26 protein-coding genes are annotated in these 25961 nt (G+C 34.2%); 18 read left to right on the top strand and 8 right to left on the bottom strand.

Annotated features, from left to right (window positions below; translation table 11 throughout):
* The first annotated feature begins 138 nt into the window (after positions 1-138).
* From HM990_RS12065 to HM990_RS12115, 11 genes are all read left to right on the top strand, one after another.
* Positions 139-591, top strand: coding sequence for a Fur family transcriptional regulator (locus tag HM990_RS12065; RefSeq protein ID WP_178989181.1), 453 nt, complete (start codon positions 139-141; stop codon positions 589-591).
* Between the two features lie 12 nt (positions 592-603).
* Entirely contained in the window at positions 604-1884 is a 1281-nt protein-coding gene (locus tag HM990_RS12070) for an adenylosuccinate synthase (RefSeq protein WP_178989182.1), read from the top strand.
* Positions 1885-2065: 181 nt separating this feature from the next.
* A complete protein-coding gene (locus tag HM990_RS12075; RefSeq protein ID WP_178989183.1) occupies positions 2066-3883 on the top strand; it encodes an OstA-like protein in 1818 nt (605 codons plus the stop codon).
* On the top strand, positions 3884-5059 hold the full coding sequence (locus tag HM990_RS12080) for an aspartate aminotransferase family protein (RefSeq protein WP_178989184.1): 1176 nt from the start codon (positions 3884-3886) through the stop codon (positions 5057-5059).
* Positions 5060-5220: 161 nt separating this feature from the next.
* The gene (locus HM990_RS12085) at positions 5221-6627 is read left to right on the top strand and encodes a tetratricopeptide repeat protein (protein WP_178989185.1); all 1407 of its coding nucleotides are present in this window, start codon (positions 5221-5223) and stop codon (positions 6625-6627) included.
* Between the two features lie 38 nt (positions 6628-6665).
* Complete coding sequence (locus tag HM990_RS12090; RefSeq protein ID WP_178989186.1) at positions 6666-7589, top strand: DUF368 domain-containing protein; 924 nt, start codon at positions 6666-6668, stop codon at positions 7587-7589.
* Positions 7590-8609: a DUF368 domain-containing protein gene (locus HM990_RS12095; RefSeq protein WP_178989187.1), complete on the top strand. Its 1020-nt coding sequence runs from the start codon at positions 7590-7592 to the stop codon at positions 8607-8609.
* Positions 8578-9351, top strand: coding sequence for a shikimate dehydrogenase family protein (locus HM990_RS12100; protein WP_178989188.1), 774 nt, complete (start codon positions 8578-8580; stop codon positions 9349-9351). Before HM990_RS12095 ends, HM990_RS12100 begins: the two co-directional genes overlap by 32 nt.
* A 325-nt stretch (positions 9352-9676) precedes the next feature.
* Positions 9677-11821, top strand: coding sequence for a DUF349 domain-containing protein (locus HM990_RS12105; protein ID WP_178989189.1), 2145 nt, complete (start codon positions 9677-9679; stop codon positions 11819-11821).
* 24 nt (positions 11822-11845) lie between these two features.
* Complete coding sequence (locus HM990_RS12110) at positions 11846-12376, top strand: hypothetical protein (protein WP_178989190.1); 531 nt, start codon at positions 11846-11848, stop codon at positions 12374-12376.
* Between the two features lie 74 nt (positions 12377-12450).
* Entirely contained in the window at positions 12451-13245 is a 795-nt protein-coding gene (locus tag HM990_RS12115) for a cation transporter (RefSeq protein WP_178989191.1), read from the top strand.
* Between the two features lie 469 nt (positions 13246-13714).
* On the opposite strand, the gene mazG is transcribed toward HM990_RS12115, so the two are convergent.
* From mazG to ruvX, 4 genes are all read right to left on the bottom strand, one after another.
* The gene (mazG, locus tag HM990_RS12120) at positions 13715-14488 is read right to left on the bottom strand and encodes a nucleoside triphosphate pyrophosphohydrolase (RefSeq protein WP_178989192.1); all 774 of its coding nucleotides are present in this window, start codon (positions 14486-14488) and stop codon (positions 13715-13717) included.
* Between the two features lie 78 nt (positions 14489-14566).
* A complete protein-coding gene (locus HM990_RS12125) occupies positions 14567-14998 on the bottom strand; it encodes a DUF5606 family protein (RefSeq protein ID WP_178989193.1) in 432 nt (143 codons plus the stop codon).
* 10 nt (positions 14999-15008) lie between these two features.
* On the bottom strand, positions 15009-15599 hold the full coding sequence (gene def, locus HM990_RS12130) for a peptide deformylase (protein WP_178989194.1): 591 nt from the start codon (positions 15597-15599) through the stop codon (positions 15009-15011).
* A gap of 178 nt (positions 15600-15777) precedes the next feature.
* Positions 15778-16191, bottom strand: coding sequence for a Holliday junction resolvase RuvX (ruvX, locus tag HM990_RS12135; RefSeq protein WP_178989195.1), 414 nt, complete (start codon positions 16189-16191; stop codon positions 15778-15780).
* A 634-nt stretch (positions 16192-16825) separates the two neighbouring features.
* Between ruvX and HM990_RS12140 the strand changes: the two genes are divergently transcribed.
* Positions 16826-17641, top strand: a complete 816-nt coding sequence (locus HM990_RS12140) for a 2,3,4,5-tetrahydropyridine-2,6-dicarboxylate N-succinyltransferase (RefSeq protein ID WP_178989196.1) — start codon at positions 16826-16828, stop codon at positions 17639-17641.
* A gap of 64 nt (positions 17642-17705) precedes the next feature.
* Here the strand turns inward: HM990_RS12140 and HM990_RS12145 are convergent, their stop codons facing one another.
* Positions 17706-18473: a lipopolysaccharide kinase InaA family protein gene (locus HM990_RS12145; RefSeq protein WP_178989197.1), complete on the bottom strand. Its 768-nt coding sequence runs from the start codon at positions 18471-18473 to the stop codon at positions 17706-17708.
* Positions 18474-18532: 59 nt separating this feature from the next.
* Between HM990_RS12145 and HM990_RS12150 the strand changes: the two genes are divergently transcribed.
* Both HM990_RS12150 and HM990_RS12155 read left to right on the top strand, forming a co-directional pair.
* The gene (locus HM990_RS12150) at positions 18533-19588 is read left to right on the top strand and encodes a glycosyltransferase family 9 protein (protein WP_178989198.1); all 1056 of its coding nucleotides are present in this window, start codon (positions 18533-18535) and stop codon (positions 19586-19588) included.
* 4 nt (positions 19589-19592) lie between these two features.
* The gene (locus HM990_RS12155; RefSeq protein WP_178989199.1) at positions 19593-20183 is read left to right on the top strand and encodes a class I SAM-dependent methyltransferase; all 591 of its coding nucleotides are present in this window, start codon (positions 19593-19595) and stop codon (positions 20181-20183) included.
* Here HM990_RS12155 and HM990_RS12160 read toward each other — a convergent pair.
* Positions 20180-20995, bottom strand: a complete 816-nt coding sequence (locus HM990_RS12160; protein WP_178989200.1) for a glycosyltransferase family 2 protein — start codon at positions 20993-20995, stop codon at positions 20180-20182. The two genes, HM990_RS12155 and HM990_RS12160, sit on opposite strands and share 4 nt — an antisense overlap.
* Positions 20996-21820: a glycosyltransferase family 2 protein gene (locus HM990_RS12165; RefSeq protein WP_178989201.1), complete on the bottom strand. Its 825-nt coding sequence runs from the start codon at positions 21818-21820 to the stop codon at positions 20996-20998. It lies immediately after the preceding gene.
* A 72-nt stretch (positions 21821-21892) separates the two neighbouring features.
* Here HM990_RS12165 and HM990_RS12170 point away from each other — a divergent pair, with 72 nt between their 5' ends.
* On the top strand, positions 21893-22630 hold the full coding sequence (locus HM990_RS12170) for a glycosyltransferase family 2 protein (protein ID WP_178989202.1): 738 nt from the start codon (positions 21893-21895) through the stop codon (positions 22628-22630).
* A 10-nt stretch (positions 22631-22640) separates the two neighbouring features.
* Here the strand turns inward: HM990_RS12170 and HM990_RS12175 are convergent, their stop codons facing one another.
* The gene (locus tag HM990_RS12175; RefSeq protein ID WP_178989203.1) at positions 22641-23363 is read right to left on the bottom strand and encodes a polysaccharide deacetylase family protein; all 723 of its coding nucleotides are present in this window, start codon (positions 23361-23363) and stop codon (positions 22641-22643) included.
* Positions 23364-23420: 57 nt separating this feature from the next.
* On the opposite strand from HM990_RS12175, the gene HM990_RS12180 reads away from it, so the two are divergent.
* The 3 genes from HM990_RS12180 to HM990_RS12190 are packed head-to-tail and all read left to right on the top strand — an operon-like array spanning position 23421 to position 25959.
* Positions 23421-24122, top strand: a complete 702-nt coding sequence (locus tag HM990_RS12180) for a glycosyltransferase family 2 protein (protein WP_178989204.1) — start codon at positions 23421-23423, stop codon at positions 24120-24122.
* A 2-nt stretch (positions 24123-24124) separates the two neighbouring features.
* On the top strand, positions 24125-24886 hold the full coding sequence (locus HM990_RS12185) for a glycosyltransferase family 2 protein (protein ID WP_178989205.1): 762 nt from the start codon (positions 24125-24127) through the stop codon (positions 24884-24886).
* A complete protein-coding gene (locus tag HM990_RS12190) occupies positions 24886-25959 on the top strand; it encodes a glycosyltransferase family 4 protein (RefSeq protein ID WP_178989206.1) in 1074 nt (357 codons plus the stop codon). Before HM990_RS12185 ends, HM990_RS12190 begins: the two co-directional genes overlap by 1 nt.
* Positions 25960-25961: the final 2 nt, after the last annotated feature.

Raw genomic sequence — 25961 nt, forward strand, 5'->3', positions numbered from 1 at the left:
ACTTCAGAGATCAGTCCTAATAAACAATATCCATTCATTAAATAAATGTTATTAAAAGGGTGTTCATTTCTTTCGGTGTTAATAGCCCCTTTTTATAATTCAAATCATTTAAAATTTGCGTAAATTTGTTGTTTAATTATGAATGCAACCACAGAAGAAAGTAATCAGGAAATTGTAAAACGTGTTTTTACACAGTTCCTAGAAGATAAAGGTCACCGAAAAACACCTGAGCGCTACGCTATACTTCAAGAAATCTATGATAGCGAAGAGCATTTTGATATTGAATCCTTATATATCAAAATGAAGAATAAAAACTACCGTGTAAGTCGCGCAACGCTTTATAATACCATTGAATTGCTTTTGGAATGTGCTTTGGTACGCAAACATCAATTTGGACAAAGTCAGGCACATTACGAAAAATCGTATTTCGATAAAAACCACGACCATGTTATTCTTACAGACACAGGCGAGGTTATAGAATTTTGTGATCCACGCATTCAATCCATCAAAAAAACCATTGAAGAGGTTTTTGACATTCAGATAACTAATCATTCACTATATTTTTACGGCAACCGTAAAAAAGACGACTAACTCAATTTTAAAATGGCAGTAGATTTACTACTTGGATTACAATGGGGAGATGAAGGCAAAGGAAAAATTGTCGATGTATTTACCTCTAAATATGATATAATTGCACGATTTCAAGGTGGTCCAAACGCAGGACACACTTTGGTATTTAACGGTAAAAAACATGTGTTGCATACTATTCCTTCCGGAATTTTTCATGAAGGTAAAGTCAACCTTGTTGGCAATGGTGTAGTAATAGATCCTGTTATTTTCAAAAAAGAACTCGATAAATTAGCAGAACAAAATGTGGATTATAAAAAATCCCTTTGTATTTCGCGAAAAGCACATATTATTCTACCTACGCATCGTTTATTGGATGCTGCTAGTGAAGCTTCAAAAGGCAAAGCAAAAATAGGCTCCACTCTAAAAGGTATTGGTCCAACATATATGGACAAAACCGGCCGAAATGGGATTAGAGTTGGTGATATAGAATTAGCCGATTGGAAAGACAAATACAGAGCTTTAGCCGATAAGCACGAAGCCATGATTGCGTTTTACAATGTAGATATTCAATATGATTTAAATGAATTAGAAGCGGATTTCTTCAATGCCATTGAAACATTAAAAGGTTTAAAATTCATTGATTCGGAAGAATACGTCCACCAAGCCCAACAATCTGGAAAATCGATTTTGGCTGAAGGCGCGCAAGGGTCCTTATTGGATATTGATTTTGGTACGTATCCATTCGTCACGTCTTCTAACACAACAGCTGCAGGTGCATGTACTGGATTGGGAGTTGCACCTAATCAAATTGGTGAAGTTTTTGGGATATTTAAAGCCTATACGACTCGTGTAGGTTCTGGACCATTCCCTACGGAATTGTTTGATAAAGACGGTGAAACTATGGCCAAGGTCGGCAACGAATTTGGAGCAACTACAGGTCGTCCGAGACGTTGCGGTTGGTTAGATTTAGTAGCTTTACGTTATGCCTGTAAAGTCAATGGTGTCACACAACTGATTATGATGAAAGGTGATGTACTTTCAGGCTTTAAAACTTTAAAAGTTTGTACAGCTTATAAATACAAAGGCGAAGAAATCACACATCTACCTTATAATATTGAAGAACAAAACGTCACACCTATTTACACCGAAGTAAAAGGTTGGGCTGCCGATTTAACCGGAATGACCGAAGCATCACAATTACCTGAAAACCTGAATGCGTACGTTGAGTTTTTAGAAAATGAATTGCATATTCCTATTACCATTGTATCAGTTGGTCCAGATCGTAAGCAGACGATTATTCGTAAAACGGTTTAGTTCATTTGGTATTGATACATTTAGCATTCTAAGTGACTATTTGAAAATTATAACGTTTTAACAAACCTTCTTATGACCACAAAGTTTTTGAAACTTGTGAGGTCTTACTAAATAACTCTGTTAAAAAAAACGTTAACAGATACTAAAGCAAATCTAATAAGTGTTATTTTGTGAAAAATATATGTCTTTGAAACATTTTAAGAATTTATTTGTTCTCTTTTGCTTTTCGATTGTATGTTTTAGCAATGCTCAAGAAAAACAAACCATAACCGTCAAATACTCTGGAAACACATCAACCGATCCAAACGTAAAAGATGGTGCTTTGGTGTTTCTTCGAGACAAATCTAAACAAGTTCATTTTATTCATAAAGGCGCTGATTTGTTTTGCGACAAAGCCGTTTACTACGAGGATCAAGATTTTATTGAAGCCTACAGTAATGTGAATATGAAGCAAGGCGACACCATAAACATGGTGGCCAAATATTTAGAATATAGCGGAAAAACACAATTATCCATTGCCAGAGGCGATGTGGTTTTAACCGAACCGCAATCGACCTTAAAAACGGACACTTTATATTTTGACAGAGTAAAGCAACAAGCCTATTACAAGTCTCAAGGCACGGTAGTAAGGGATTCTTCAGGAACTATTACAAGTCAAATTGGTAGATATTATACCAATACGAGTAAGTACCAGTTTATACAAGATGTGGTACTCGTAAATCCAGACTACACATTAAACACAGAACGTCTCGATTTCTTTACAGAAAATGGACATGCCTATCTTTTTGGGCCGTCTACCATTACTGGAGAAACGAGCAAAATTTATTCTGAACGTGGGTTTTATGACACTAATAATAATATCGGCCATTTTCAGCGTAATGCAAAAATCGATTACGATAACCGAACCGTGGAAGGCGACAGCTTATTTTTTGATCGTAACAAAAATTTTGCCTCTGCCACCAATAATATTACGGTTACAGATACTTTAAATAACAGCATTGTCAAAGGACATTATGCAGAAGTCTGGCGCGCCAAGGATTCCATGTACATTACCAAACGTGCCTTGGCTATAACGGTTCAAGAAAATGATTCTGTGTATATGCATGCCGACACATTGATGGTTACAGGTAAACCAGAAAACCGTATAACACGTGCCTATTATAATGCCAGATTGTACAAAAGTGACTTAGCCGGTAAATCTGACTCCATCCATGTGGATCATAAAAAAGGATTGACCCAAATGATAAATCTCAGTAGGTTTAGTTCTGATGATGCCTTTGCCGTAAAACGAAAACCCGCACTTTGGAATATAGGGAACCAAATGACAGGTGACACTATTCATTTAATTTCCAATGTAAAAACCGAACAGCTCGATTCTTTAAAGGTTTTTGAAAACGCCTTTTTAGTTAGTAAGGATACGTTGAGCGAAGATGGTTTCAACCAAATTAAAGGGCAACGCTTAATTGGTTTGTTCAAAGATAATGAACTTTATAATGTTGATGTGATCAAAAATGCGGAAACCATTCGTTTTTTGCGAAATGATGAGAATGAATTAATTGGTATTCAAAAGTCCAAATCAGGAAGTATCAATGTCAAAATTATTGACCAAATTGTTGACGAAGTTAGATTCATAAACCAAATTGATGGCAATATTTTTCCTGAGGATGAATTTCCGAATAGCGCAAAAAAATTAAGAGGTTTTGATTGGCGCGGCGAAGAACGGCCAATGTCTGTAGAAGATTTATTCAAAGACGATCCTCCTTTAGATTTACCAATAATCAAAGGTTTGGAAGATTACGTGCCACCTGAAGCTTTTATTGACGATGATATTACAGAACGCGTTGAAGAAGCAGGAAAGGCAACACCAAATGCACCAAATAAAGCAGCTCGTAATTTGCCAAAAAAGCCATCTGTTGCACCTTTAAATTCTACGCTTAAAAAGGTAGAGCCTATTAAAGCAAAACCTTTACAACAAAAAATCGGAAAAGAACAAGATTAATTGAAATCGGACTTTTTTAAATATCAAGCCCAAACCTCACCACATCCCTTAGCGATGGAAATTAGCCATGCCAAAGGTTCTTATATTTATGACACGAACGGCAAAGCTTATCTCGATTTTGTTGCAGGTATTTCAGCATGCAGCTTAGGACATTCACACCCAAAAGTGGTAGATGCCATAAAAAAGCAATTAGATAAGTATTTACATGTGATGGTTTATGGCGAGTATGTTCAAAAGTCAGCTGTGGAGTTGTCAAAATTTTTAGCAAAGCATTTACCAAAACCATTAGAATCCACTTATTTAGTAAATTCTGGCACCGAAGCAATTGAAGGTAGTTTAAAATTAGCACGACGATTTACAGGTCGTTCAGAAATCATTGCTGCAAAAAACGCCTATCATGGCAATACCATGGGTTCTTTAAGCCTTATGGATTATGAAGAACGCAAACATCCTTTTTTGCCATTAATTCCAGATATAAAACATATTGCATTTAATTCCGAAAAAGATTTACTTCAGATTACAGAAAAAACGGCTGCTGTAATTCTAGAAACCATTCAAGGAGGCGCTGGTTTTATTGAACCTACTAATAATTATTTAGCGAAAGTACAGCAACGTTGTAACTCAGTTGGTGCCGTTTTTATCTTAGATGAAATCCAACCTGGCATTGGCAGAACGGGAAAACTATTCGGATTTGAGCATTACAACTGCCAACCAGATATTGTGGTTATAGGCAAAGGCTTAGGTGGCGGTTTGCCAATTGGAGCATTCACCGCTTCAAAAGAAATGATGGATACGTTAAGTGATAATCCCAAACTTGGCCATATCACAACCTTTGGTGGCAATCCAGTTATTGCCGCTGCAGCGTTGGCCACCTTGAAGGAAATAACGGAATCGAACCTTATGGCAGAAGCGTTGGAAAAAGAACAGTTATTCAGAAAACATCTTAAGCATAAACATATCAAAGCCATTAGAGGTCGCGGATTAATGTTAGCGGCATTTACTGAAAATGCAGAGCTTACGAATCAGGTTATATTGAAAGCCCAAGACCAAGGATTAGTCTTATTTTGGTTGCTTTTTGAACCAAAAGCCATCCGAATTACACCGCCTTTAACCATTTCAAACGAAGAAATAATTAAAGGTTGTGCTATTATTACATCCATACTGGACACACTTTAATATAATTACTGAGTTTATAAATTATTAACAACCAGATTATTAAATTAGATTAACTGCAGAATAATTTCAATGTTAACTACTTTGTTAAAAACATTCATTCAAAAATCGATGTAGCGCAAAGTATAACTGTAATTTTATTCTCGTGAACTATTAATCCTTTTATGCAATACAGTCACGAAGACGAAAATTTCCCTCTCACTCGATTCGAGTCCATGTTAAAGACCAATAATATCTTGTTCTTTGATTCAGCCGAATTTGAAAATATCATACACCACTATCTTGAAAATGGTAAAATTGCTCTTTCTAAACGTGCGATAAAATTAGGTTTGGAACAACACCCAACTTCCATCAACCTAAGATTGTTTCAAGTTGAAATATTAGTTATTGAGAATAAATTTATAGAAGCCGATGACCTTTTGGATAGACTTCATCATATAGAACCCAATAATGAAGAAATATTCATTCAAAAAGCCAATGTTTTATCTAAACAGGACGAACATCAAAAAGCTATTAACACCCTTTTAATAGCTATTGAAATGTCCAACACGCCAGAAGATGATGCCGATTTGTATGCCTTAGTGGGTATGGAATATTTATTTTTAGACCAATTTGAAAATGCCCTCATTTATTTCAAAAAGTGCTTGGAGAGTGATACTACAGATTATTCTGCGCTTCATAATATTGTGTATTGCTATGATTTTTTGAATAAAAACGAGGAAGCCATTGCGTATCTCAATACATTCTTAAACACCAATCCGTATTGTGAAGTCGCTTGGCAACAATTGGGCCGACAATATTTTGAAATTAAGGACTATGCAAAAGCCAATGCAGCTTTAGACTTTGCCATTATTTCCGACGATACTTTTGTTGGTGCTTACTTAGAAAAAGGCAAGGTTTTAGAGAAGTTGAAAAAATACGATGATGCCATTGAAAATTACAAAATTACTTTAGCCTTAGACGACCCAACATCGTTTGCACTTTTGCGTATTGGTCAATGTTATTCCAAACTCGGGCAAGAAGATTTAGCGATTCAATTCTTTAAAAAAACCATTGATGAAGATCCTTTATTAGATAAAGGCTGGATAGCGATTACCAAGTTTTACATGAAACGCGTCAACTATCAAAAAGCTTTATACTACATCAATAAAGCAGTCACTATTGATGGCGACAATGTATTGTATTGGAAAATATATGCCACCATAAATAAGCGTTTAAACTTTCTTGAAGAAGCAGAACGTGGCTACAAACGTACGCTTGAATTGGGCAACTACGAATTGGACACGTGGTTAGATCGCGCAGATATTTTAACGTCTCTAGGCGAATATGAAGCAGCTATATTTAATCTTATTCAAACTACAGAATTCTACCCGGAAAATGCTGAAATTGAATACCGTTTAGCCGGTCTTTATTTCACCGTTCATCAATCTGAAGAAGGCCGTTTTCATCTTAAAAACGCCACCTGTCTTAACATTGACTATAGTTTTATTATTTCAGAATTATTTCCACAACTCACGGATAAGCCTTTGGTTAAGGCGATAATTTCAGACGCGAAAAAGATGTCAAACTAAAAAAAATCATACCTTAGCGATTCTTATTTTAAAACGGAATGCAAAGACGATTTATAGATTACTTAGTCATCACTTTTAAAGGCATAGCCATGGGAGCAGCTGATGCTGTACCTGGTGTTTCTGGTGGTACCATTGCTTTTATCTCTGGGATATACGAAGAGTTAATTACAACCATTAGCAATATTAAACCATCTTTGATAACCATTTGGAGACAAGAAGGTTTTAAAGCCTTTTGGACTGCAATAAATGGTAGTTTTCTTACGGCTTTGCTCACAGGTATTATTATCAGCTTTGTAAGTTTCATGCGTGTTGCCAAATATCTATTGGAGCATCATCCTGTGCTCATTTGGTCGTTCTTTTTCGGACTTATTGTTGCCAGTATTTATTACGTCGCAAAGCAAATTACACGATGGCGATTTGCCACTTATTTATCTATAATTGCAGGAGCAATCGTTGCTTATTATATAACCACGTTACCATCAATGGCAGGAAATAACAATAATTTCTTTCTGTTTTTTGCAGGAGCTATTGCTATTTGTGCGATGATACTTCCAGGAGTTTCGGGTTCATTTATATTAGTGGTTCTCGGAGCTTACAAAGCACTTAGTGATGCCATCCATGACTTTGATTTTAAGCGCCTAGCTATTTTTATATTAGGAGCAATAATAGGTTTATTATCATTTAGTAGGATACTAAAATGGCTTTTTAAAAATTACCATAACTTAACCATGGCATTGTTAACGGGTTTTATATTAGGATCATTAAATAAAGTTTGGCCTTGGAAGCGCGTTTTGTCTTGGCGAACGGATTCCGAAGGACTTCAAGTACCTTTTAAGGAAGAAAGTGTTTGGCCTACTGCTTTTGATGGAGAACCACAAATTGTTTTTGCTATACTACTAATGTTTGCAGGTTTTTTCGCCATACTTTTATTAGAACAATTGGGATCTAAACACCAAAATTAAATGCAAAGTACCAGAACCCTAATCGATCGTATATTTTTGGTCATTAAAGGTTTGGCAATGGGAGCTGCCAATAAAGTACCTGGTGTTTCTGGTGGAGTTGTTGCTTTTGTCGCTGGTTTTTACCAAGAATTTATATACTCATTACAACGCGTCAATAAAACAGCTTTTAAATTTTTATTAAACGGTAGATTTAGAAGCTTCTATCGTTACATTAACGGTAAATTTTTAAGCTTACTATTCTTAGGAATGGTGGTGAGTTATTTCAGTGTTTCAAAAATCCTGGATTACCTCATTGTACACTACGAGCTTTATGTATGGAGTACATTCTTCGGAATGATTTTAGGTTCGATATATTATATCAGCAAAGATTTTAAAGAATGGAACAGAACAACACTTTTGGCTTTAACCCTTGGTGCTATTGTTGGAATAAGTATTAGTTTCTTAGATCCTGCCACAGAAAATGACAACCTCTTTTTTGTTTTCTTTTGTGGTATCATTAGTGTTTCTGGTATGACTTTACCTGGTTTTTCAGGTTCGTTTATTCTAATTCTATTAGGTAATTATGTGTTACTTTTGGTCGATTCCGTAAATGCACTTTACGATACCATCTTCGACGTGTTTACTGGTAATTTTGAATTTATCCATAACGAAGTCCGTATTAGACTCTTAAAAGTTTTAGTAGTTTTCACATTAGGTTCAGTTACAGGTTTAGTGACATTCTCCCATATATTGAATTATATCTTGAAACATTATAAAAATATCACATTAGCTACTATAATGGGTTTTATAATTGGTTCGCTAGGTGTGGTTTGGCCATGGAAAAAAACCATCTACAAAACAAACCTTGATGGTTCGCAAATTTTAGATTCTACAGGAAAACAAATTATCACTAATTATGAGCGGTTTTTGCCAGAACTCAGCACCCAAACTTACATTGCAATTGCTTATATTGCCATTGGGATCCTCATAGTTTTAGGATTAGAATGGTATGGACAACGCACAAGACAAATCAAAACTTAAATTCGGGCTCGTAGGTCGAGATATCTCCTACTCTTTTTCAAGAGGTTATTTTGCGGATAAATTCGACAGGGAAAATTTACCCTATTCCTATGTGAATTTCGATTTGCAATCAATAGGCGAACTCAAAGTGATAATTAAAAACACATCGAACTTAAAAGGCTTAAATGTAACTATTCCTTATAAAGAACAGGTGATGCCATTGCTCGATAAATTGAATAAGGAAGCAGAAAAAATTGGTGCTGTAAACACCATTCGGTTTACAAAAAGTGGAAAACTCATTGGTTATAATACCGATTTTTATGGTTTTAAAAACTCACTCGAACCGCATTTAAAATCACACCATAAAAAAGCCTTGATTCTTGGTACAGGTGGTGCTTCTAAAGCGATTGCTTATGCGCTTAAAAAGCTAAACATTCAATTTGATTTTGTATCCCGTTCCCATAAAAAAGGGGTTACATTTTTGTATTCGGATTTAACAGAAAATACCATATCAGATTATACCATTATTATCAATTGCACACCTATTGGCACATTTCCAAAAGTTAATGATTGTCCTGATATTCCGTATTCAGCTTTAACCGAAAATCATATTATGTATGATCTTATTTACAATCCCGAACAAACAAAATTCCTAAAACATGGTTTTCAGAGAGGCGCAACCACAATCAATGGCTTAGAAATGCTTCGCTTACAAGCGGAAAAATCTTGGGAAATATGGTTTAATAACAAATTGAATATTTAGAACTAACATATTTTAAGTAGATATAAACCAATATTGTCCGAAAAAAGATAAAAGACCGCTGTACTGATAGATTATAGAAAAAATTCTAACTAACTGAAAAACTGAATTATAATCATTTTACCAGTTTAATAATTCTTTATATGCAAATGCTAAGGTATCTCGATTTAAAAACTCTTGAAAACTCGATAACACCAAAGCTTTAAGCGAACATACATTAAACAATCAATAATAGATATATATATCATAAAATATGAGCTCTAGGTTCATTTCCTTTGTAGTTCTAACGGTTGTTAGTATCTTTAACCATCTATAAAAAAATTGACTTATGTCTGAGAATGATAACCTGCCAAAAGCAGATGGAAAAAAAGAAGTAGAATCGACAGAAACTACGCCAACACCAAAAACGACCAAAGACGTTGAAACGAAAATCGAATCTGAGGGCACACCTGATAAAGATGCCGAAATAAAAACGGATGAAACTGAGGTTAAAGCGAAAACTGAAACAACTTCAGAACAAGTTACGGAAGAAACAAAAGACGCTAAAACGGATGACGAAACAAAGGTGGAAACTGATATAGAAACTGAGATGGAAACTGAAAGTGAAGCCAAAGTTGTTGAAAATGACACTGAGAATGAAGCTGAAGTCGTAGCCACCACAAAAAAAACGTCCAAAGACGATCACGTTGATGAGATTGAAGCGTCTAACGCCGAGGATGCGGAAGATGAATCCAATGCTGAACGCCATGAGGTAGAGGAAAAAGACTACCATGCCATGAGTATGAATGAATTGGCTACGGAATTAAACCGGTTATTGAAACATCACAAAATCCAAACGATTTCTAAAAACGTCAATGAAATAAAATCGGAATTCAACGCCAAATTCAGTGAACTTTTAGACGAAAAAAAGGAAGAGTTTATTGAAGATGGTGGCAATGAAATTGACTTCTATTACACCAACGACACCAAAAAACTGTTCAATTCACTTTATAAAAATTACAAACAATCCATTGGCGCTTATTATAAGGAACGCGAGCAAAACCTAAAGCAAAATCTTGAAGATAGATTACAAATCATAGAAGATATTAAAGGGTTACTCAATGTTGAAGAAAACATGGGCACCACTTATAAGCACTTCAAAGAGCTTCAGGAAAAATGGCGTAATGCTGGCCCAATTCCAAGAGACAAATACAATAATGCTTGGAATACCTACCACCATCATGTAGAGCGTTTTTACGACTTTTTGCATCTCAATAATGATTTGCGGGATATGGATTTTAAGCACAACTATGATCAAAAATTAAAAATCATAGAACGTGCAGAAGAATTGGCACAAGATGAAAATACCAATCGCTCCTTTAGAGAGTTGCAAGTATTACACAAATTATGGAAAGAAGAACTCGGTCCTGTTGGCAAAGAACATCGAGAAGAAATTTGGGAACGTTTTAGCAAAGCCACAAAAGCAATTCACGACAAGCGTCAAGCTTATTTTGCGGATATGGACAAAGCTCATGAAAAAAATCTTGAGCGCAAAGAAGAAATAATAGCCCAAATCGCAGCGATAGCAGAAGATAAAGCTAGTTCACACAGTGCTTGGCAGAAAAAGATAAAAGAGATTGAAGCCTTAAGGGATGCTTTTTTCAAGGCTGGCAAAGTGCCTATAAAAGTTAATGAAGCTACTTGGGCAAAGTTTAAAGATGCGGTAAGGACCTTTAATCGTGGGAAAAATAAATTCTATAAAGATTTAAAGAAAGATCAATACGAGAATCTAAAAAAGAAAAAAGAACTTATTCAAATTGCGGAAGACAATAAGGATAGTGAAGATTTTAAAACAGTCACACCCTTGATGAAGAAAATTCAGAGCGATTGGAAAAAAATAGGTCATGTACCAAGACGCGATAGTGATAAAATCTGGAAACAGTTTAAAAAAGCCTGCAACCATTATTTTGACAGAATGCATGCGCAGCGCAAAGCACAAGACCAACATCTTTATGATGCTTTTGATAAAAAAGTAAAACTTCTTGACGATTTAAAAGCGATGGAACTTAGCGACGATCCAAAAGCAGATGTTGACATCTTAAAATCCAAGATTTCCGAGTGGAAAGACATAGGTCATGTACCACAGAACAAACGTTATATCGATGGCAAATTCTACAAAGCCATAGATGATGCCTTTGATAAACTGAAAATGGACAAGTCCAAATTAGAGATGATTAAATTTGATAGTAAACTTGAAAATTTGGCCAGTCCTGATGATACAAGATTATTGGATAACGAGTACAACTTTATCAAAAAACGAATGAGCGAGATTAAATCTGAAATCAATCAATTGGAAAACAATCTACAGTTTTTCTCTAATGTAAAATCGGATAATCCTTTAGTTAAGGATGTACATAAAAATATCGCTAATCATAAAAAAGAATTAGAGACTTGGAAGAAAAAGTTATCTAAGGTTCGTGGGATGTATAGTTAATAATTTTCTAGGTTGGAAGAAAATTTGAAAATAGATTTGAAATTTGATAGAGTAGATTTTGAACGAATCTATTTCAATGAAAATCAAGGACATTACTTTAAAAGTAAAACAACAAGAAAACCTTTATTCTATTTTATCCTAAGTCTAATCATATTTTCTGGTGTTTTTTATTACACCTATGAATATAGCAGCAAATATTTAGCACCTCCTTTTATAACTGAGTTTTTCTTTATTTTCCAACTTCTTAATTATGCTCATGCCATTTTTGAAACACGGAAACTTCGTATTAAAGTAAAATTGTACCTAGATCATATTGAAAGTTACAAAAAGCATAGTCTGTTACTTACACAAGATGAATTCAAAATATTTCAGGATAGTGAAACCTATAATGAAAACTGGTCTGATATAACATCTACAGATATTACCAATTCACTTATACATATGATATCAAAATCTGAAACTTATCTCATTCCAAAAAACTCAATGTCAAATAATGAATATGAAAAATTAAGAGAATATCTAAGTAATAGAGTTAACCCAAGAATTCACAAATGAATTGTTCAAATCCTTCGTTGGTAAGAGTTTGTAAATAGACCATATTCTTTTCAGACATAATCAAAATCATCAGAGTGGAAAAAACAATATTTGAAATTACTAAAATGGACTGTCCTTCGGAAGAGAATCTAATCCGAATGAAATTGGACGGAATTTCAAGTATTAAGAATTTGGACTTTGATATTCCCAACCGAAAATTGATCGTCTTTCACAGCGGCGAAACCGACCAAATCGAAAAATCCATTCTAGAACTTAATTTAGGCGGTATGAAAATCTCGAGCGAACAGACCGACCATACGGAATTTAAAGAAATTGCGAACCAAAAAAAGCTACTTTGGTCTGTACTCGCCATAAATTTTGCTTTTTTCGTTATCGAAATGACAACGGGAATAATCTCAAAATCCATGGGACTTGTTGCTGATAGTTTAGATATGCTTGCAGATAGTTTTGTTTATGGAATTAGCTTGTTCGCGGTAGGTGGCACTTTGATTAAAAAAAAACGGATTGCTAAACTAGCCGGATATTTCCAAATAGCACTTGCTATTATTGGTTTTGTAGAAGTTTTAAGACGTTTTTTCGAAAGTGAAAGACTTCCCGATTTTTCAACAATGATTATTGTGTCCATTTTTGCTCTTATTGCAAACGGAGTTTGTCTTTATATTTTACAAAAGTCGAAGAGTAAGGAAGAGGCTCATATGAAAGCAAGCATGATTTTCACTTCCAATGATGTAATCATTAACTTAGGTGTCATAATCGCTGGAGTTTTGGTCAATTGGTTGAGTTCAAATAAACCTGATCTGATAATCGGAACAATTGTTTTTGTGTTGGTAATTCAAGGCGCATTTCGGATATTGAAATTAAGCAAGTGAATAATTGCTGGCGCGAGTAAAACATTATAGAACTTAAGTCCAAAGTTTTGTATTCAAAATAACATATCATCCTGAGATTCCTGCCTACGCAGGAATTTTAAATATCAAAACCCACCTGTCTCAACAGATGGGTTTTGCCCTAACTAAACTAAATTAACCTTAATTACAACCGCTTAAAATAATAATTAAGATCTCCTACTAAGATTATAAAAGCGCGTTTGCTTTTATATAGAGTATTTACGTACAGAATTTAGTTTTGGATGTTTTGCGTTGACATTTTTTTCAAAATTTAAATAAAACTTAAAAACAAGTCGATTATGACCTTAGATTTAGCTCTTGTTATTTAAATATTAGCTATAATAGCAAATTGATAATTTGAAATAAAATGGAAAAATAGCACAGAATTGATTTGTTTAAAAAGAGATTAGCTGCGCTGAACCTAAAGGTTTGTCTGCGGTCGCAGGAATTTTTAGAGCAGTTTAGCTTCTTCCCAAAACACATCCATTTCGGCAAGTGTCATGTCCTTCAAAGATTTGTCTAAATCTTTAGCCTTGGCTTCAAGATATTGAAAGCGTTTAATGAATTTTTTGTTGGTACGTTCTAGAGCGTTTTCAGGATTAACTTTTAGGAAGCGAGCGTAATTTATCATTGAAAACATAACGTCGCCGAACTCGCTTTCAATCGCATCTTGGTCGCCTTTGGCGATTTCAGCCTTTAATTCGGCCAACTCCTCCTCTACTTTTTCAAAAACCTGTTCAGGTTCTTCCCAATCAAAACCAACACCAGCAACTTTATCTTGAATTCTGCTAGCCTTAACCATAGCAGGTAAACTTTTTGGCACACCTTCGAGTACACTTTTCTTACCTTCTTTTAACTTCAGTTGTTCCCAATTGCGCTTAACGTCTTCTTCGTTCTCAACTTTTACATCGCCATAAATATGTGGATGGCGATCGATAAGTTTGTCGCAAATACTATTGCAGACATCTGCAATATCAAAATTGTTAGTTTCGCTTCCTATTTTAGAATAGAAAACAATATGCAAAAGCACATCTCCCAATTCCTTTTTTACCTCGTCCAAATCATTGACGAGAATGGCATCGCCAAGTTCGTAAACTTCCTCAATAGTGAGATGACGCAACGATTCCATGGTTTGTTTTTTATCCCAAGGACATAGCTCGCGCAGCTCATCCATGATAGTTAACAAACGCTCAAAGGCTTTTAATTGGGCTGTTTTATCAGACATTAATTTCATATAAAATGTTCTCGATACAATTTTGTTCTGAAAATATTCCGAACAAAATCACTCGAACTGATGCATGCTTTATTCTTCCTCAGAAGACGTGTCTTTATCTTCTTTTGGTTCCTCAAGTGCACCTAATAAATCATTCTTTTGAAGTAAGTTGTACCATTGCACCACTTTCTTAATATCTGATGGATAGACACGATCTTCATCATACTCTGGTAATACTTCAAAGAAAAATTCTTCTAAAGTATCTTTTCCATCTTTATGGCTAATCGATGTTGGTTGTCCGTTTTCTTTTTCTTTAACTTTTTTAAGTACGTCTCTCAAAGGCACTTCTTCAGTCAAGGTATATATAGCGATTTCACTAAGAATGCTAATATTACTATGCGCACCAACTGTGATACGCTTTTTATCAATTAACGATTCTACAACCGCACCTGTTCTGGTCTGGGTAACAATTTGGTATAATCCCGGTTTTCCGGAAATGGATAGTATTTTGTCTAAGCTCATATATATGGTATTAGCGTTTTCTGCTCATTGCAGGAAATCGCATTTTGTAATCTATTTTAATTTTACCTTTAGAAATGTTGGTTAAACGTCCTTTTATTAAACGTTTTTTGAAAGATGATAGTTTATCTGTAAATAAAATACCTTCTATGTGGTCGTATTCATGTTGAATCACTCTAGCAATTAATCCATCGTATTCTTCAACATGCGTATCAAAGTTTTCATCTTGATATTGAATTTTAATCTTTGGTTGCCTAAACACATCTTCCCTGACCTCTGGAATACTCAAACAACCTTCATTAAAAGCCCATTCATCGCCATCTTCTTCCAAAATTTCAGCATTAATAAATGTCTTTTTGAAATTTTTTATCTGCTCTCGCTCTTTCTCCGAGAGATCTTCGTCGTCTGCAAAAGGACTAGTGTCCACCATAAACATACGAATAGCCAAACCAATTTGAGGTGCCGCCAAACCAACGCCATAGGCACCATACATGGTTTCGTACATGTTCTCTATTAGCTCATTTAACTTCGGATAATCTTTATCAATGGCTTTTGCTTTTTTCCTTAAAACAGCATCACCATAGGCAACGATTGGTAAAATCATAATTCGTTTATTTTCGGGTGCAAAAGTATTAAATTCCAATAATTAAATTCCAAATTCTAAGCACTAAATTCAATAGTACTTTCTCACAGATACTCAGAGCCGCAAAGTTTAATTACTAAAATCCTTTTACTTTACATTTTTTTCTGGACACTGAGACTGCGACTGAGACTACTTCCACCTACTGCACACTAGAAAGATAACTCTGTAGAATCAACGTCGCACTAATCTCATCAATTAAGGCTTTATTACGTCTCTGTTTTTTCTTTAAGCCACTATCAATCATCGTTTGAATCGACATCTTCGAGGTAAAACGTTCATCAACACGATCTATTGGAATATCAGGAATAGCCTTTGCCAATTTTATCAAAAATTTCTGAATATAAACTTCACTTTCAGAAGCTGTATTATTCATTTGTTTAGGTAAACCCACGACTATCTTGTCGACGTTTTCTTTTGATACATAATCTTTTAAAAAGTCAAGTAGATCTTTGGAATCAACTGTTGTAAGGCCTGATGCAATAATTTGCATTTCATCCGTGACTGCTATGCCTGTTCGCTTTGTACCAAAATCAATGGCTAAAATTCGTCCCATAATTACAAAGGTACTATAGAACTGGATTAAACTTTTTAAATTGAATAAAAATTTTAAACAAGATTATAGCAAACAAAAGATCCCGCTAGATTCTGAATCAAGTTCAGCACAGGAGCGGGATTAGTTCAGCTAACAATTTTTAGTGCGTCCTTAGGACTTCTAAAATTTGAGTTTCACTCAAAAAAAACGCTTCCTTAAAAAAAGAAGCGTTAGTAGGTAACCAATCTATACAAACCAATTATTATGATATTATTCCCTCTTATAAATAAATCATTAAATCAATTGCTTATAAGACACCTTGTTTTTATCTAGGTCACAAGTATCCCAATTTTTCACAAAAAAGAAAACCCCTTAAGTCAAAGGGGAAAGGGGTTTTCTGAATTAGCTATTAATTAAATTCTCAGATAACGTTATTAGAACTAAATTATCTTCCATTTAATACTATTTAGACACCATTTTTTTGAAGAGGTCACAATTATATCAAATAAATTTTAAAATATTTTTCCAAAGGTATTTATGGACTTATCTTTGGGTTAAATTTGATATAATACGAACATGAAGGAAGCATTTCATTAATAGTAATGATGAATTGCAAGTTCTATATGACCGCTGATTAAACAATAAACAAAATCACATGAAACAATTACAATCCGTTATAGAAAATGCTTGGGAAGACCGTTCTCTTTTAACTAATAAAGTCACCATTGATGCTATCAGAGGTGTCATTGACCTAGTCGATGCTGGGACATTGCGCGTTGCAGAACCCACTGATAATGGATGGCAGGTAAATGAATGGGTAAAAAAAGCTGTGGTTTTGTATTTCCCAATTCAAAAAATGGAAACTTTTGAAGTCGGCATTTTTGAATATCACGATAAAATTCCCCTGAAACGCGGTTATGCTGCTAAAGGGATTCGTGTTGTGCCACATGCCGTGGCAAGACATGGCGCTTATATTTCTTCCGGTACTATTTTAATGCCGAGTTATGTAAATATTGGTGCTTATGTAGATGAAGGTACGATGGTAGATACTTGGGCAACTGTTGGAAGTTGTGCGCAAATTGGTAAAAATGTGCATTTGTCTGGAGGTGTTGGCATTGGCGGCGTTTTAGAACCTTTACAAGCTGCTCCTGTAATTATTGAAGATGGTGCTTTTATTGGTAGTCGTTGCATAGTTGTTGAAGGGGTACGTGTTGAAAAAGAAGCTGTTTTAGGGGCTAATGTGGTCTTAACTATGAGTACCAAAATTATTGATGTTACTGGAGATGAACCTGTGGAAACCAAAGGTGTTGTTCCTGCACGTTCCGTTGTGATTCCTGGAAGCTATACCAAAAAGTTTGCTGCAGGCGAATACCAAGTGCCTTGTGCATTGATTATTGGTAAACGTAAAGAAAGTACTAATAAGAAAACGTCATTGAACGATGCTTTACGTGAGTATGATGTAGCGGTCTGAAAAAGTTAACAGTATTCAGTAGCAGTTTACAGTGCTCACTCATACTGAAAATAATTATCAACTTTTAAGACTTAAATTTTATCTTTCGTCCAGAACGACGTAATTTTTTACTATCAATTTTTCTTTGAAAATCCCTAGCGTGTATTAACATTAAGGCATGCGTGCTTTCGTAGGATTTGTTGTAGAGTTTGGAATAGGTCTTTGCCATGATTTTTATCATCGCTTTTGATGGCCACAAACGTCTTATATTATGCATACGTTTGTTAAAATCCATAGGTTCAAAACGCATCCGATTTAAGTCAATAAGATAAAAGTCGTAGTTTCCATCTTCGTTATCAACAATTAAGGTGTTTCCTGGTGAATGGTCTAAAAAATTGATATTGTTTTCATGAAGCTTAAAGGTGAAGGCTGTAAACTGTCTTAAAATTTCATCTCTATTTGGATAATTCAAATCGTGAATCAATACTCTAAAGTCTAAATCGTACTCAACTTGTTGACTTACATAATAGCTGTTTCTTAAACCAAAGGCGGTAGTTTCTTCATAATAGGCAATCGGAAATGGGGTCAATATACCTTTCTCAATTAAAATTGAAGCATATTCAAACGAGCGCCTGGCTTTCGATTTACGAATATATTTATAAATAAAAGCATTAAAAAAATTGGGAATTTTGTATTGTTTTACATTTAGCGTTTCATTCTGAAGGGTTTCCTTTTTTATAGAATTTCGTTCTCCTTTTACGACATATTCGCCACGTGAATCAAAATTTTCTATAAACTCTAAAACTTCTTTTTCTAAAAACTTATAGTCTGAATGAAGGTATAATTGTTTCATTTTAGTTTTAAAACATTAAAAAATGTAATACTTTGCGAATATAGGTTTTATCTCATATAATGAAAAAAATACTTGTCATTCAAAATAAGCGTATAGGCGATGTACTCTTAGCCTCTTTAATTGCAACTAACATTAAAACTGTGTTTCCGGATGCAATAATTGATTATATGGTTTATGATTACACGACTGGTGTTATAGAGCAGAATCCTGCCATTGACAATATCATTGAAATTAAAGAAAAGGAACTAAAAAAAATACCCAACCTTATTAAAACAGCTTTACAGGTTAGAAAAAAAGAATATGACATTATCTTTGATCCTTATGCTAAATTTCAAAGTCGAATCATCAGTTTATTATCTGGTGCAGACATACGAGTGGGCTATAAAAAACGGGATAAAAATCCGCCATTATCTTTTTATACGCATAACGTACCGTTTTTAAAGGAAAAATCCCTTCCATGCGGAAAATCCATTGAAGACCGCGTCAACTTAGTGAATTCTGTTTTTCCTCTTGAAAACCCCATTTATGAACCAAAAATATATTTAACCAAGGAAGAGCAAAATTATGACAAACTCAATGCTTATGACAAACCTGTTATTATGTTTGGCATATTGGGAAGCACACCGCAAAAATCGATGCCTTATGAGCATATAACCGCAATCATAGATTTTGTAACAGAGCACTATGATGTCTATGCTTTATTCAATTATTCACCACACCAGAAAGAAGATGCTGAAAGCATTTATAACAGCTGCAAACATAAGGATAGGATAATTTTTGATGTTTATGAGGATAGCATCCGTGGGTTCATTCAATTAATGAACAAATGTAAATTATTAATTGCCAATGAAGGTGGGACGGTACATATTGCAAAAGCATTGAACAAACCTACTTTTACCATTTTTTCCCCTTATGTTTTAAAAGACCATTGGGCAAGTTTTGAAGATGGAAAGACACATACCTCGGTACACCTACTGGACGAAAAACCAGATTTATTTTCCACAGACAGAGCACAACGTAAAAAAATAGAAGAAGACCCTTCTTTTTTATACAAACAATTAACTCCCGAACTTATTATACCTATTCTAGATACGTTTTTAAAACATAATTTTTAGATATATGCACAAACTATCTTTCATAGACAGGTTTCATCATTGGCGCAGAAAAATGCGTTGGAATAAACAATATAAAAAAGGCAAATGGAAGTATTTGAATGATGAACGCGAGTCTAGTAGATATCATAAAATTGTAGATTATATAAAAACTTATGCTACGACAAATCCATCAATCTTAGATTTAGGTGCAGGCGAAGCTGTACTAAACCAAAGGCTTAATAAAAATGAATATAAAACGTTTTTTAACGTGGATTTTTCAAGTGCCTCTATTGATATCGCCAAAACGAAAAACCTTGAAAATTCAGTTAATTTGGTTGCTGATATCCATACGTATACTCCTGAAGAGACCTTTGATGTTATTGTTTTTAACGAAGCCTTTTATTATGTTCATAATGATTTGAAACAAGACGTATTAGATCGGTTTATTGGAAAATTAAATTCCGAAGGTATTTTAATCGTTTCAATATATAAGGAAGGAACGGACTGTTGGCAATTAATAAATAATTCGTCTAAAATACAGCAACTTAATTTTGAAAAAGTAGATACAGACCGAGAATCTACCTATTGGAAAGTTGGTGTTTATAAAAAAGTTTAACTCTTTTTTATACCTAAATCTGTCCACTTCCTTTTTTGGGTTTTTGTTTCTTTTCTAATTGCTTTATTTTTTGCGATAGTTGGTTCATTTTTATAGCTACGCTCATGAAACAAATGCAAACAAATGGCACTATATCGAATTTGGATTGGTTTTATACCTGAATTCATTAAGCGTTCACCAAGTTCCCTATCCTCTCCACCATATTCCATACGCTCATCAAAACCGTTTACAGCAACAATATCGGTCTTCCATCCTGAAGCATTCATACCGTCCCAAGTGGCTTTGGTTGGTGTTACATTATTTAAGAACTTCTCCTTAAAACCCTTAGACGTCAACTTATTAAGTTTAAATGTCTTTTTTAATCCATGGCTCAATAACCAATCACTTTTAAAACAGTCTTGACTGATGATGTTATCTTCAGCTATTGATTCTGAAATGGTCTTAGGCAATTTAAAGTAACCACCAGACAAAAAAGATTTAGGTTGTCTTAATTTGAAATGTTTCTCAACAAAATCGTTACGTGGAATGCAGTCGCCATCCGTAAATAACAAATAATCAGATGCAGAAGCTACAATGGCTTTGTTCAAAATTTTTGTTTTCTGAAAGCCATGATCCGCTTGCCAGCAATGCGTAATTTTTAAATCCGAACGAGACACGAAATCAGTTACTACCTTTTCGGTTTCCTTGGAAGAACCATCATCGGCAATGATAATTTCAAAATCTTTAAATGATTGCTGTTGATAGCCAATTAAGACTTTCTCCAACCATTTAGGCTGATTATAAGTACTAATAATGACTGAAAGCTGAGGCATTTATTGTTTTTTAACAATTCCGAAATCAGTCCAAGTCAATTTTTGGGTTTTTACATCCTTTCGGATTTGAAGGTTTCGATCCAGGGATTCTTTAGTTTTATAGCCTCTTTTATGATCCAAATGTAAACATATCGCCTGGTGGCGGATTTGCTTAGGTTTAATCCCGTAATTCATTAAACGCTCTCCGAGTTCACGGTCTGGTCCGCCATATTGCATGCGTTCATCGTAACCATTTATAGCTATTAAATCTTCCTTCCATGCACTAGAATTACAATTATTGAAGGTCGCACCAGTTGGTGTTACAAAATCTAAAAATGTAGCCAAGGTTTCGCCTGCACTTATTTTTAATGCATTTTTACTTTGCAATCCACCATTAGATTTTAACCATTTGACATCAAAACAATCTTCTTTGGCAATATGTTCTGTATCTATGGCTCTACTCAAAGGCATATTTAATTTACAATAACCACCTGAAAGAAAATAACCCTTTTCAGCAAATTTAGCATGGACGGCCAAAAAATCCTTTCGTGGTATGCAATCGCCATCGGTCATTAAAATATAATCGTATTCGGTTTGCATGATCACCTTATTAAGCAACTCTTGACGACGATAGCCTAAATCTTCATGCCAAATATGGCGTAACTTCACAGGATAATCTGCCTGATAGCTTTCAATAAGTTGACGTGTTTCTTCTCCAGAACCATCATCAGCAACGATAACTTCATAATGATCGTACGCCTGATGTTTGTACCCTTCTAAAACCTTTTGTAACCAGTCGACAGAATTATAAGTACTTACTATTACAGATATGGATAAATGCGTCATATTCATTAGCAATTTTGATGCAAATTTAAGGAATTAATTACAACCATAAATTATGTACTTTTGTATTGAAATATGAAAACACTTTCCGTCATAATTCCAGTTTACAACGAAGAAGCCTACATTGCTCGTGCTTTATATTCTGTAAAATTTGCCGATGAAATTATTGTTGTAGATTCCTTCAGCACTGATAAAACGGTTGAAATTGCCAAACAGTATAATTGTAAAATCGTTGAACGCCAATTTGATAACTTTTCAAATCAAAAAAATCACGCTTTACAGTTTGCGACTTGCGACTGGGTTTTATTTTTAGATGCCGACGAACGTATTACCTATCCGCTTCAACTTGAGATCATTGATGCCATCAATAATGGAAAACATACCGCCTATAAACTTAATTTTCCACATTTCTATATGAATCGTTTTCTGTTTCATCACAGTAATGATGTGACACGTTTGGTGGTCAGGGAAAAATGTCATTTTGAAGGCAGTGTACACGAAAAATTAATTGTTGATGGTTCCGTTGGAAAATTAAAACACCATGTGCTGCATTATACGTACAAAGGTTTAGAACATTACATCGAGAAGAAAGATACTTATGCATGGTTTCAGGCACAACAAATGCTTGATAAGGGTAAAAAAGCCACTTATTTCCATTTAGCATTTAAGCCATTTTACCGCTTTTTTCATAGTTATATAATTCGTGGCGGTTTTAGGGATGGGATTCCAGGAATGGCTATTGCTGGTGTAAATGCCTATGGTGTGTTTTCGAGATATGCTAAACTCATGTTGCTAAAACGTGGCATCAAATAAAATTACTGGATTAAAATAAGCGCAGTTTGCCAAACTTCAGTTTTAGTTTAAACGTTTTTAAACTATCCTCTCCTTTAATATCGATTCGTTGTACTTGATAATTATCCTTAAAAGGAAAACGATTCACACGATTGCCGATACGTAAACCATAGGTAATATTTTGTTGTTCTAATTGGTTAAAAAACTCACGTTGCTTTGGATTTTTTCGTGGGAATTTGCCATAAGGATAAGCTAATATATTTTCGACCTTCAAATTGTGTTGTTCGATAAATTCAAAGCAGGCTTCAAAGTCTTTTTCAATTTCTGAAATTGAAATATCGTTATAATTGTTATGATGAAATGAATGCAGGCCTAATTCAATGATATCAGAATCCATAGACTTTAACTGTGCTACCGACATTATTTTTGCTTCATTGGTATTCCATGAATCCACTGCATCAACATATTTGAAGGGTATAAAAAAAGTGGCCTTTAAATTATATTTTTTTAGGAGTGGATAAGCTAGCTCTAATTGATTGACATAAACATCATCAAACGTTATGACTACACTTTTCTTTGGAAGTGATTTTTGGTTTTCCTTAATGCGCTCTAATTTAGAAAAATGAAAGCTTTCAAAACCATTGTCTTTTAAATATTTAAACTGCTCTTCAAGATTGTTTGCCCAAATGGTAAGTCCATTACTATTTTTATCATTGGAAACATTATGATACATTAATATGGGCAATCTTGTCATAAGCCTAAAAGTGTTACTTTTGTTTTTGCTTTACACAAAAGTATTATTTTTAATTGAATGATTAGCGTTGTCGCCCTTACTTATAATGATGAAGATATCATTGCTGATTTTATAGCAAACTGCCAGTTTGCCAATGAAATTATTGTACTGGATAACCATAGTAACGACGCTACAATTCAAATTGCTAAATCAAAAAGTGCGTTTGTTTTTTCGGGCGATTTTATGGATTTTGAAATTGTAAAACCTTTTGCGCTATCTAAAGCATCACATCCTTGGATTTTATGTTTAAAACCTAATGAGCGCATTTCAGAAGCTTTAAGTAATGAAATAATTGATATTGTAGACTCCAATTCAAATGGAAATTACTCTATCAAATCAAAGTTGTCTTTTATGGGAAAGGTTTTAAAACATGCCGATAGTACTCGCATATTAAAAGACAGATTAAACCATGTTGGCGATACTTCAACAAAAACCAAAACATTAAAGAACCCGATAATTACGGATTATATATGTTTTGATCGGTTTAATGCCACACTGACCAAACAAGCTAAAAACGAAGCTAACACTTTAGCCCAGAAAAATTTAAGACCTAATCTCTATCATTTTTTAATAAAACCTTTTGGTAGTTTAATGAAGCATTATGTCTTTAAACTGGGGTTTTTGGATGGTAAGGAAGGTTTTATTTATTCCTATTTACAAGCGTTTAAAGTGTTTAAACGTTATTTATACCTTTGGCTTCATTACAGAAACTTGAGATAATTATGGTAAAGCTATCTGGTGTAATAATTACGTATAACGAAGAACGACATATAAAGCAGTGTTTGGAATCGCTGGAAGATGTCGTTGACGAAATTGTGATTGTCGATTCTTTTTCAACAGATAACACAAAAGCTATTTGCATTAAGTTTAACGTAAAATTTATTGAACAAGAATTCCTAGGTTATATCGAACAAAAGAATATTGCCTTGGCGCAAGCCTCTTATGATTATGTCGTTTCATTAGATGGTGATGAAGCCTTATCCTCAACACTTCAAAAATCTATTATTGAACTAAAATCCAATTGGAAATTTGATGGCTATTATGCTAATCGACTCAATAATTTTTGTGGACAATGGATCAAACATTCCGACTGGTACCCAAATAAGAAATTACGGATTTTTGATAGACGGAAAGGAAATTGGCAAGGCATGAATCCGCATGATAATGTGCAACTATTTGATGCTACTAAAAAAACCAGCCATTTAAAAGGTGATATTTTACACCAAACGTATCAGACTTATTCTGAATTCAACCAAAAAACAGAGTATTTCTCAACCATTGCAGCGAAAGCCTATTTTGATAAAGGGAAGAAAGCAACAATCTGGAAAATTATGTTTAATCCGACTTGGGCATTTTTTAAATCTTACATTTTAAGATTAGGTTTTTTAGATGGTTTCAATGGTTTTATGATTTGTTACCAAACCGCCAACATTACCTTCTTAAAATATGCTAAATTGCGGGAATTGCACAAAACCACAGCATAATGAAACACATCTTTCTTGAATCCCATAATATAAAAAATCTTCATTTTGGTTTTGGACAGTTCAATTATCATCTCATTAAAGGACTTTATAATGCAGAAGTTGAAGATTTCAAAATGACGCTTCATGCGAAAGATATACAGCCTCTCAAATCCGAATTTGGCGACTATTTTAATTATAAAACATATAATTCACTTAGAAGGCATCGCTTATTTCAAATCAAAAAAAAATATGATGTGTGGCACTGTCTCAATCAGAATATTAAAATTGAGCCTTTTTATGATATTCCCTATCTGTTAACGGTACATGACGTAAATTTTATTGATGAAGTTTCTCAGGATTTAGACCATGAGGTAAATTTGAGATTTCAAAAAAAACTTAATAGAAGCCACGCTATTACCTACATTTCAGAATACGCAAAGCAATCTACACATCAATACTTTAAGGTACCTGATGTACCAGAATATGTCATCCATAATGGAAACCCGATCGACAATATTACGCTACCTGAAACGCATAAGCCAAAAGTAACCACCAATCGTCCGTATTTATTCAGTATTGGGGAATTCACGGATCGTAAAAATTTTCATACTTTAGTTGCAATGCTAAAACACCTTCCAGATTTTGATTTGATACTTTCTGGAAACAACAATACTGCCTATGCCAATGGAAAACTTAACGATACCATTACACAATTGGATCTTAAAGATCGTATTATAATTACAGGTAAAATTAGTGATCGGGACAAACAATATTATTTAAAAAACTGTGTGGCTTTTGTATTTCCTTCGTTGCGTGAAGGTTTTGGGATTCCACCAATTGAAGCGATGCGTTTTGGTAAACCCGTATTTTTATCCAATAACACATCATTACCAGAAATAGGTGGTAAAGATGCGTTTTATTGGAACCATTATGAACCAGAATATATGGCCAAGGAAGTTATTGATGGTTTAAATACTTATGAAAACAACCAGAAAGCGCTTTCAGAAAAGTATATTACACACGCAAAAAATTTTAATTGGGATAAAGCTGCAAAACAGTATATTGAAGTTTATAAAAAATTATTAAGAAACTAACA

Source organism: Winogradskyella schleiferi, assembly GCF_013394655.1.
In the GTDB taxonomy this organism is placed as follows: Bacteria; Bacteroidota; Bacteroidia; order Flavobacteriales; family Flavobacteriaceae; genus Winogradskyella; species Winogradskyella schleiferi.

Excerpts from the sequence above, each read along its gene's own strand:
- HM990_RS12065 (WP_178989181.1), top strand. The coding sequence starts at position 139 with ATGAATGCAACCACAGAAGAAAGTAATCAGGAAATTGTAAAACGTGTT.
- HM990_RS12070 (WP_178989182.1), top strand. The coding sequence starts at position 604 with ATGGCAGTAGATTTACTACTTGGATTACAATGGGGAGATGAAGGCAAA.
- HM990_RS12075 (WP_178989183.1), top strand. The coding sequence starts at position 2,066 with ATGTCTTTGAAACATTTTAAGAATTTATTTGTTCTCTTTTGCTTTTCG.
- HM990_RS12085 (WP_178989185.1), top strand. The coding sequence starts at position 5,221 with ATGCAATACAGTCACGAAGACGAAAATTTCCCTCTCACTCGATTCGAG.
- HM990_RS12090 (WP_178989186.1), top strand. The coding sequence starts at position 6,666 with ATGCAAAGACGATTTATAGATTACTTAGTCATCACTTTTAAAGGCATA.
- HM990_RS12095 (WP_178989187.1), top strand. The coding sequence starts at position 7,590 with ATGCAAAGTACCAGAACCCTAATCGATCGTATATTTTTGGTCATTAAA.
- HM990_RS12100 (WP_178989188.1), top strand. The coding sequence starts at position 8,578 with ATGGACAACGCACAAGACAAATCAAAACTTAAATTCGGGCTCGTAGGT.
- HM990_RS12105 (WP_178989189.1), top strand. The coding sequence starts at position 9,677 with ATGTCTGAGAATGATAACCTGCCAAAAGCAGATGGAAAAAAAGAAGTA.
- mazG (WP_178989192.1), bottom strand. The coding sequence starts at position 14,488 with ATGTCTGATAAAACAGCCCAATTAAAAGCCTTTGAGCGTTTGTTAACT.
- HM990_RS12125 (WP_178989193.1), bottom strand. The coding sequence starts at position 14,998 with ATGAGCTTAGACAAAATACTATCCATTTCCGGAAAACCGGGATTATAC.
- def (WP_178989194.1), bottom strand. The coding sequence starts at position 15,599 with ATGATTTTACCAATCGTTGCCTATGGTGATGCTGTTTTAAGGAAAAAA.
- ruvX (WP_178989195.1), bottom strand. The coding sequence starts at position 16,191 with ATGGGACGAATTTTAGCCATTGATTTTGGTACAAAGCGAACAGGCATA.
- HM990_RS12140 (WP_178989196.1), top strand. The coding sequence starts at position 16,826 with ATGAAACAATTACAATCCGTTATAGAAAATGCTTGGGAAGACCGTTCT.
- HM990_RS12145 (WP_178989197.1), bottom strand. The coding sequence starts at position 18,473 with ATGAAACAATTATACCTTCATTCAGACTATAAGTTTTTAGAAAAAGAA.
- HM990_RS12150 (WP_178989198.1), top strand. The coding sequence starts at position 18,533 with ATGAAAAAAATACTTGTCATTCAAAATAAGCGTATAGGCGATGTACTC.
- HM990_RS12155 (WP_178989199.1), top strand. The coding sequence starts at position 19,593 with ATGCACAAACTATCTTTCATAGACAGGTTTCATCATTGGCGCAGAAAA.
- HM990_RS12160 (WP_178989200.1), bottom strand. The coding sequence starts at position 20,995 with ATGCCTCAGCTTTCAGTCATTATTAGTACTTATAATCAGCCTAAATGG.
- HM990_RS12165 (WP_178989201.1), bottom strand. The coding sequence starts at position 21,820 with ATGACGCATTTATCCATATCTGTAATAGTAAGTACTTATAATTCTGTC.
- HM990_RS12170 (WP_178989202.1), top strand. The coding sequence starts at position 21,893 with ATGAAAACACTTTCCGTCATAATTCCAGTTTACAACGAAGAAGCCTAC.
- HM990_RS12175 (WP_178989203.1), bottom strand. The coding sequence starts at position 23,363 with ATGACAAGATTGCCCATATTAATGTATCATAATGTTTCCAATGATAAA.
- HM990_RS12180 (WP_178989204.1), top strand. The coding sequence starts at position 23,421 with ATGATTAGCGTTGTCGCCCTTACTTATAATGATGAAGATATCATTGCT.
- HM990_RS12185 (WP_178989205.1), top strand. The coding sequence starts at position 24,125 with ATGGTAAAGCTATCTGGTGTAATAATTACGTATAACGAAGAACGACAT.
- HM990_RS12190 (WP_178989206.1), top strand. The coding sequence starts at position 24,886 with ATGAAACACATCTTTCTTGAATCCCATAATATAAAAAATCTTCATTTT.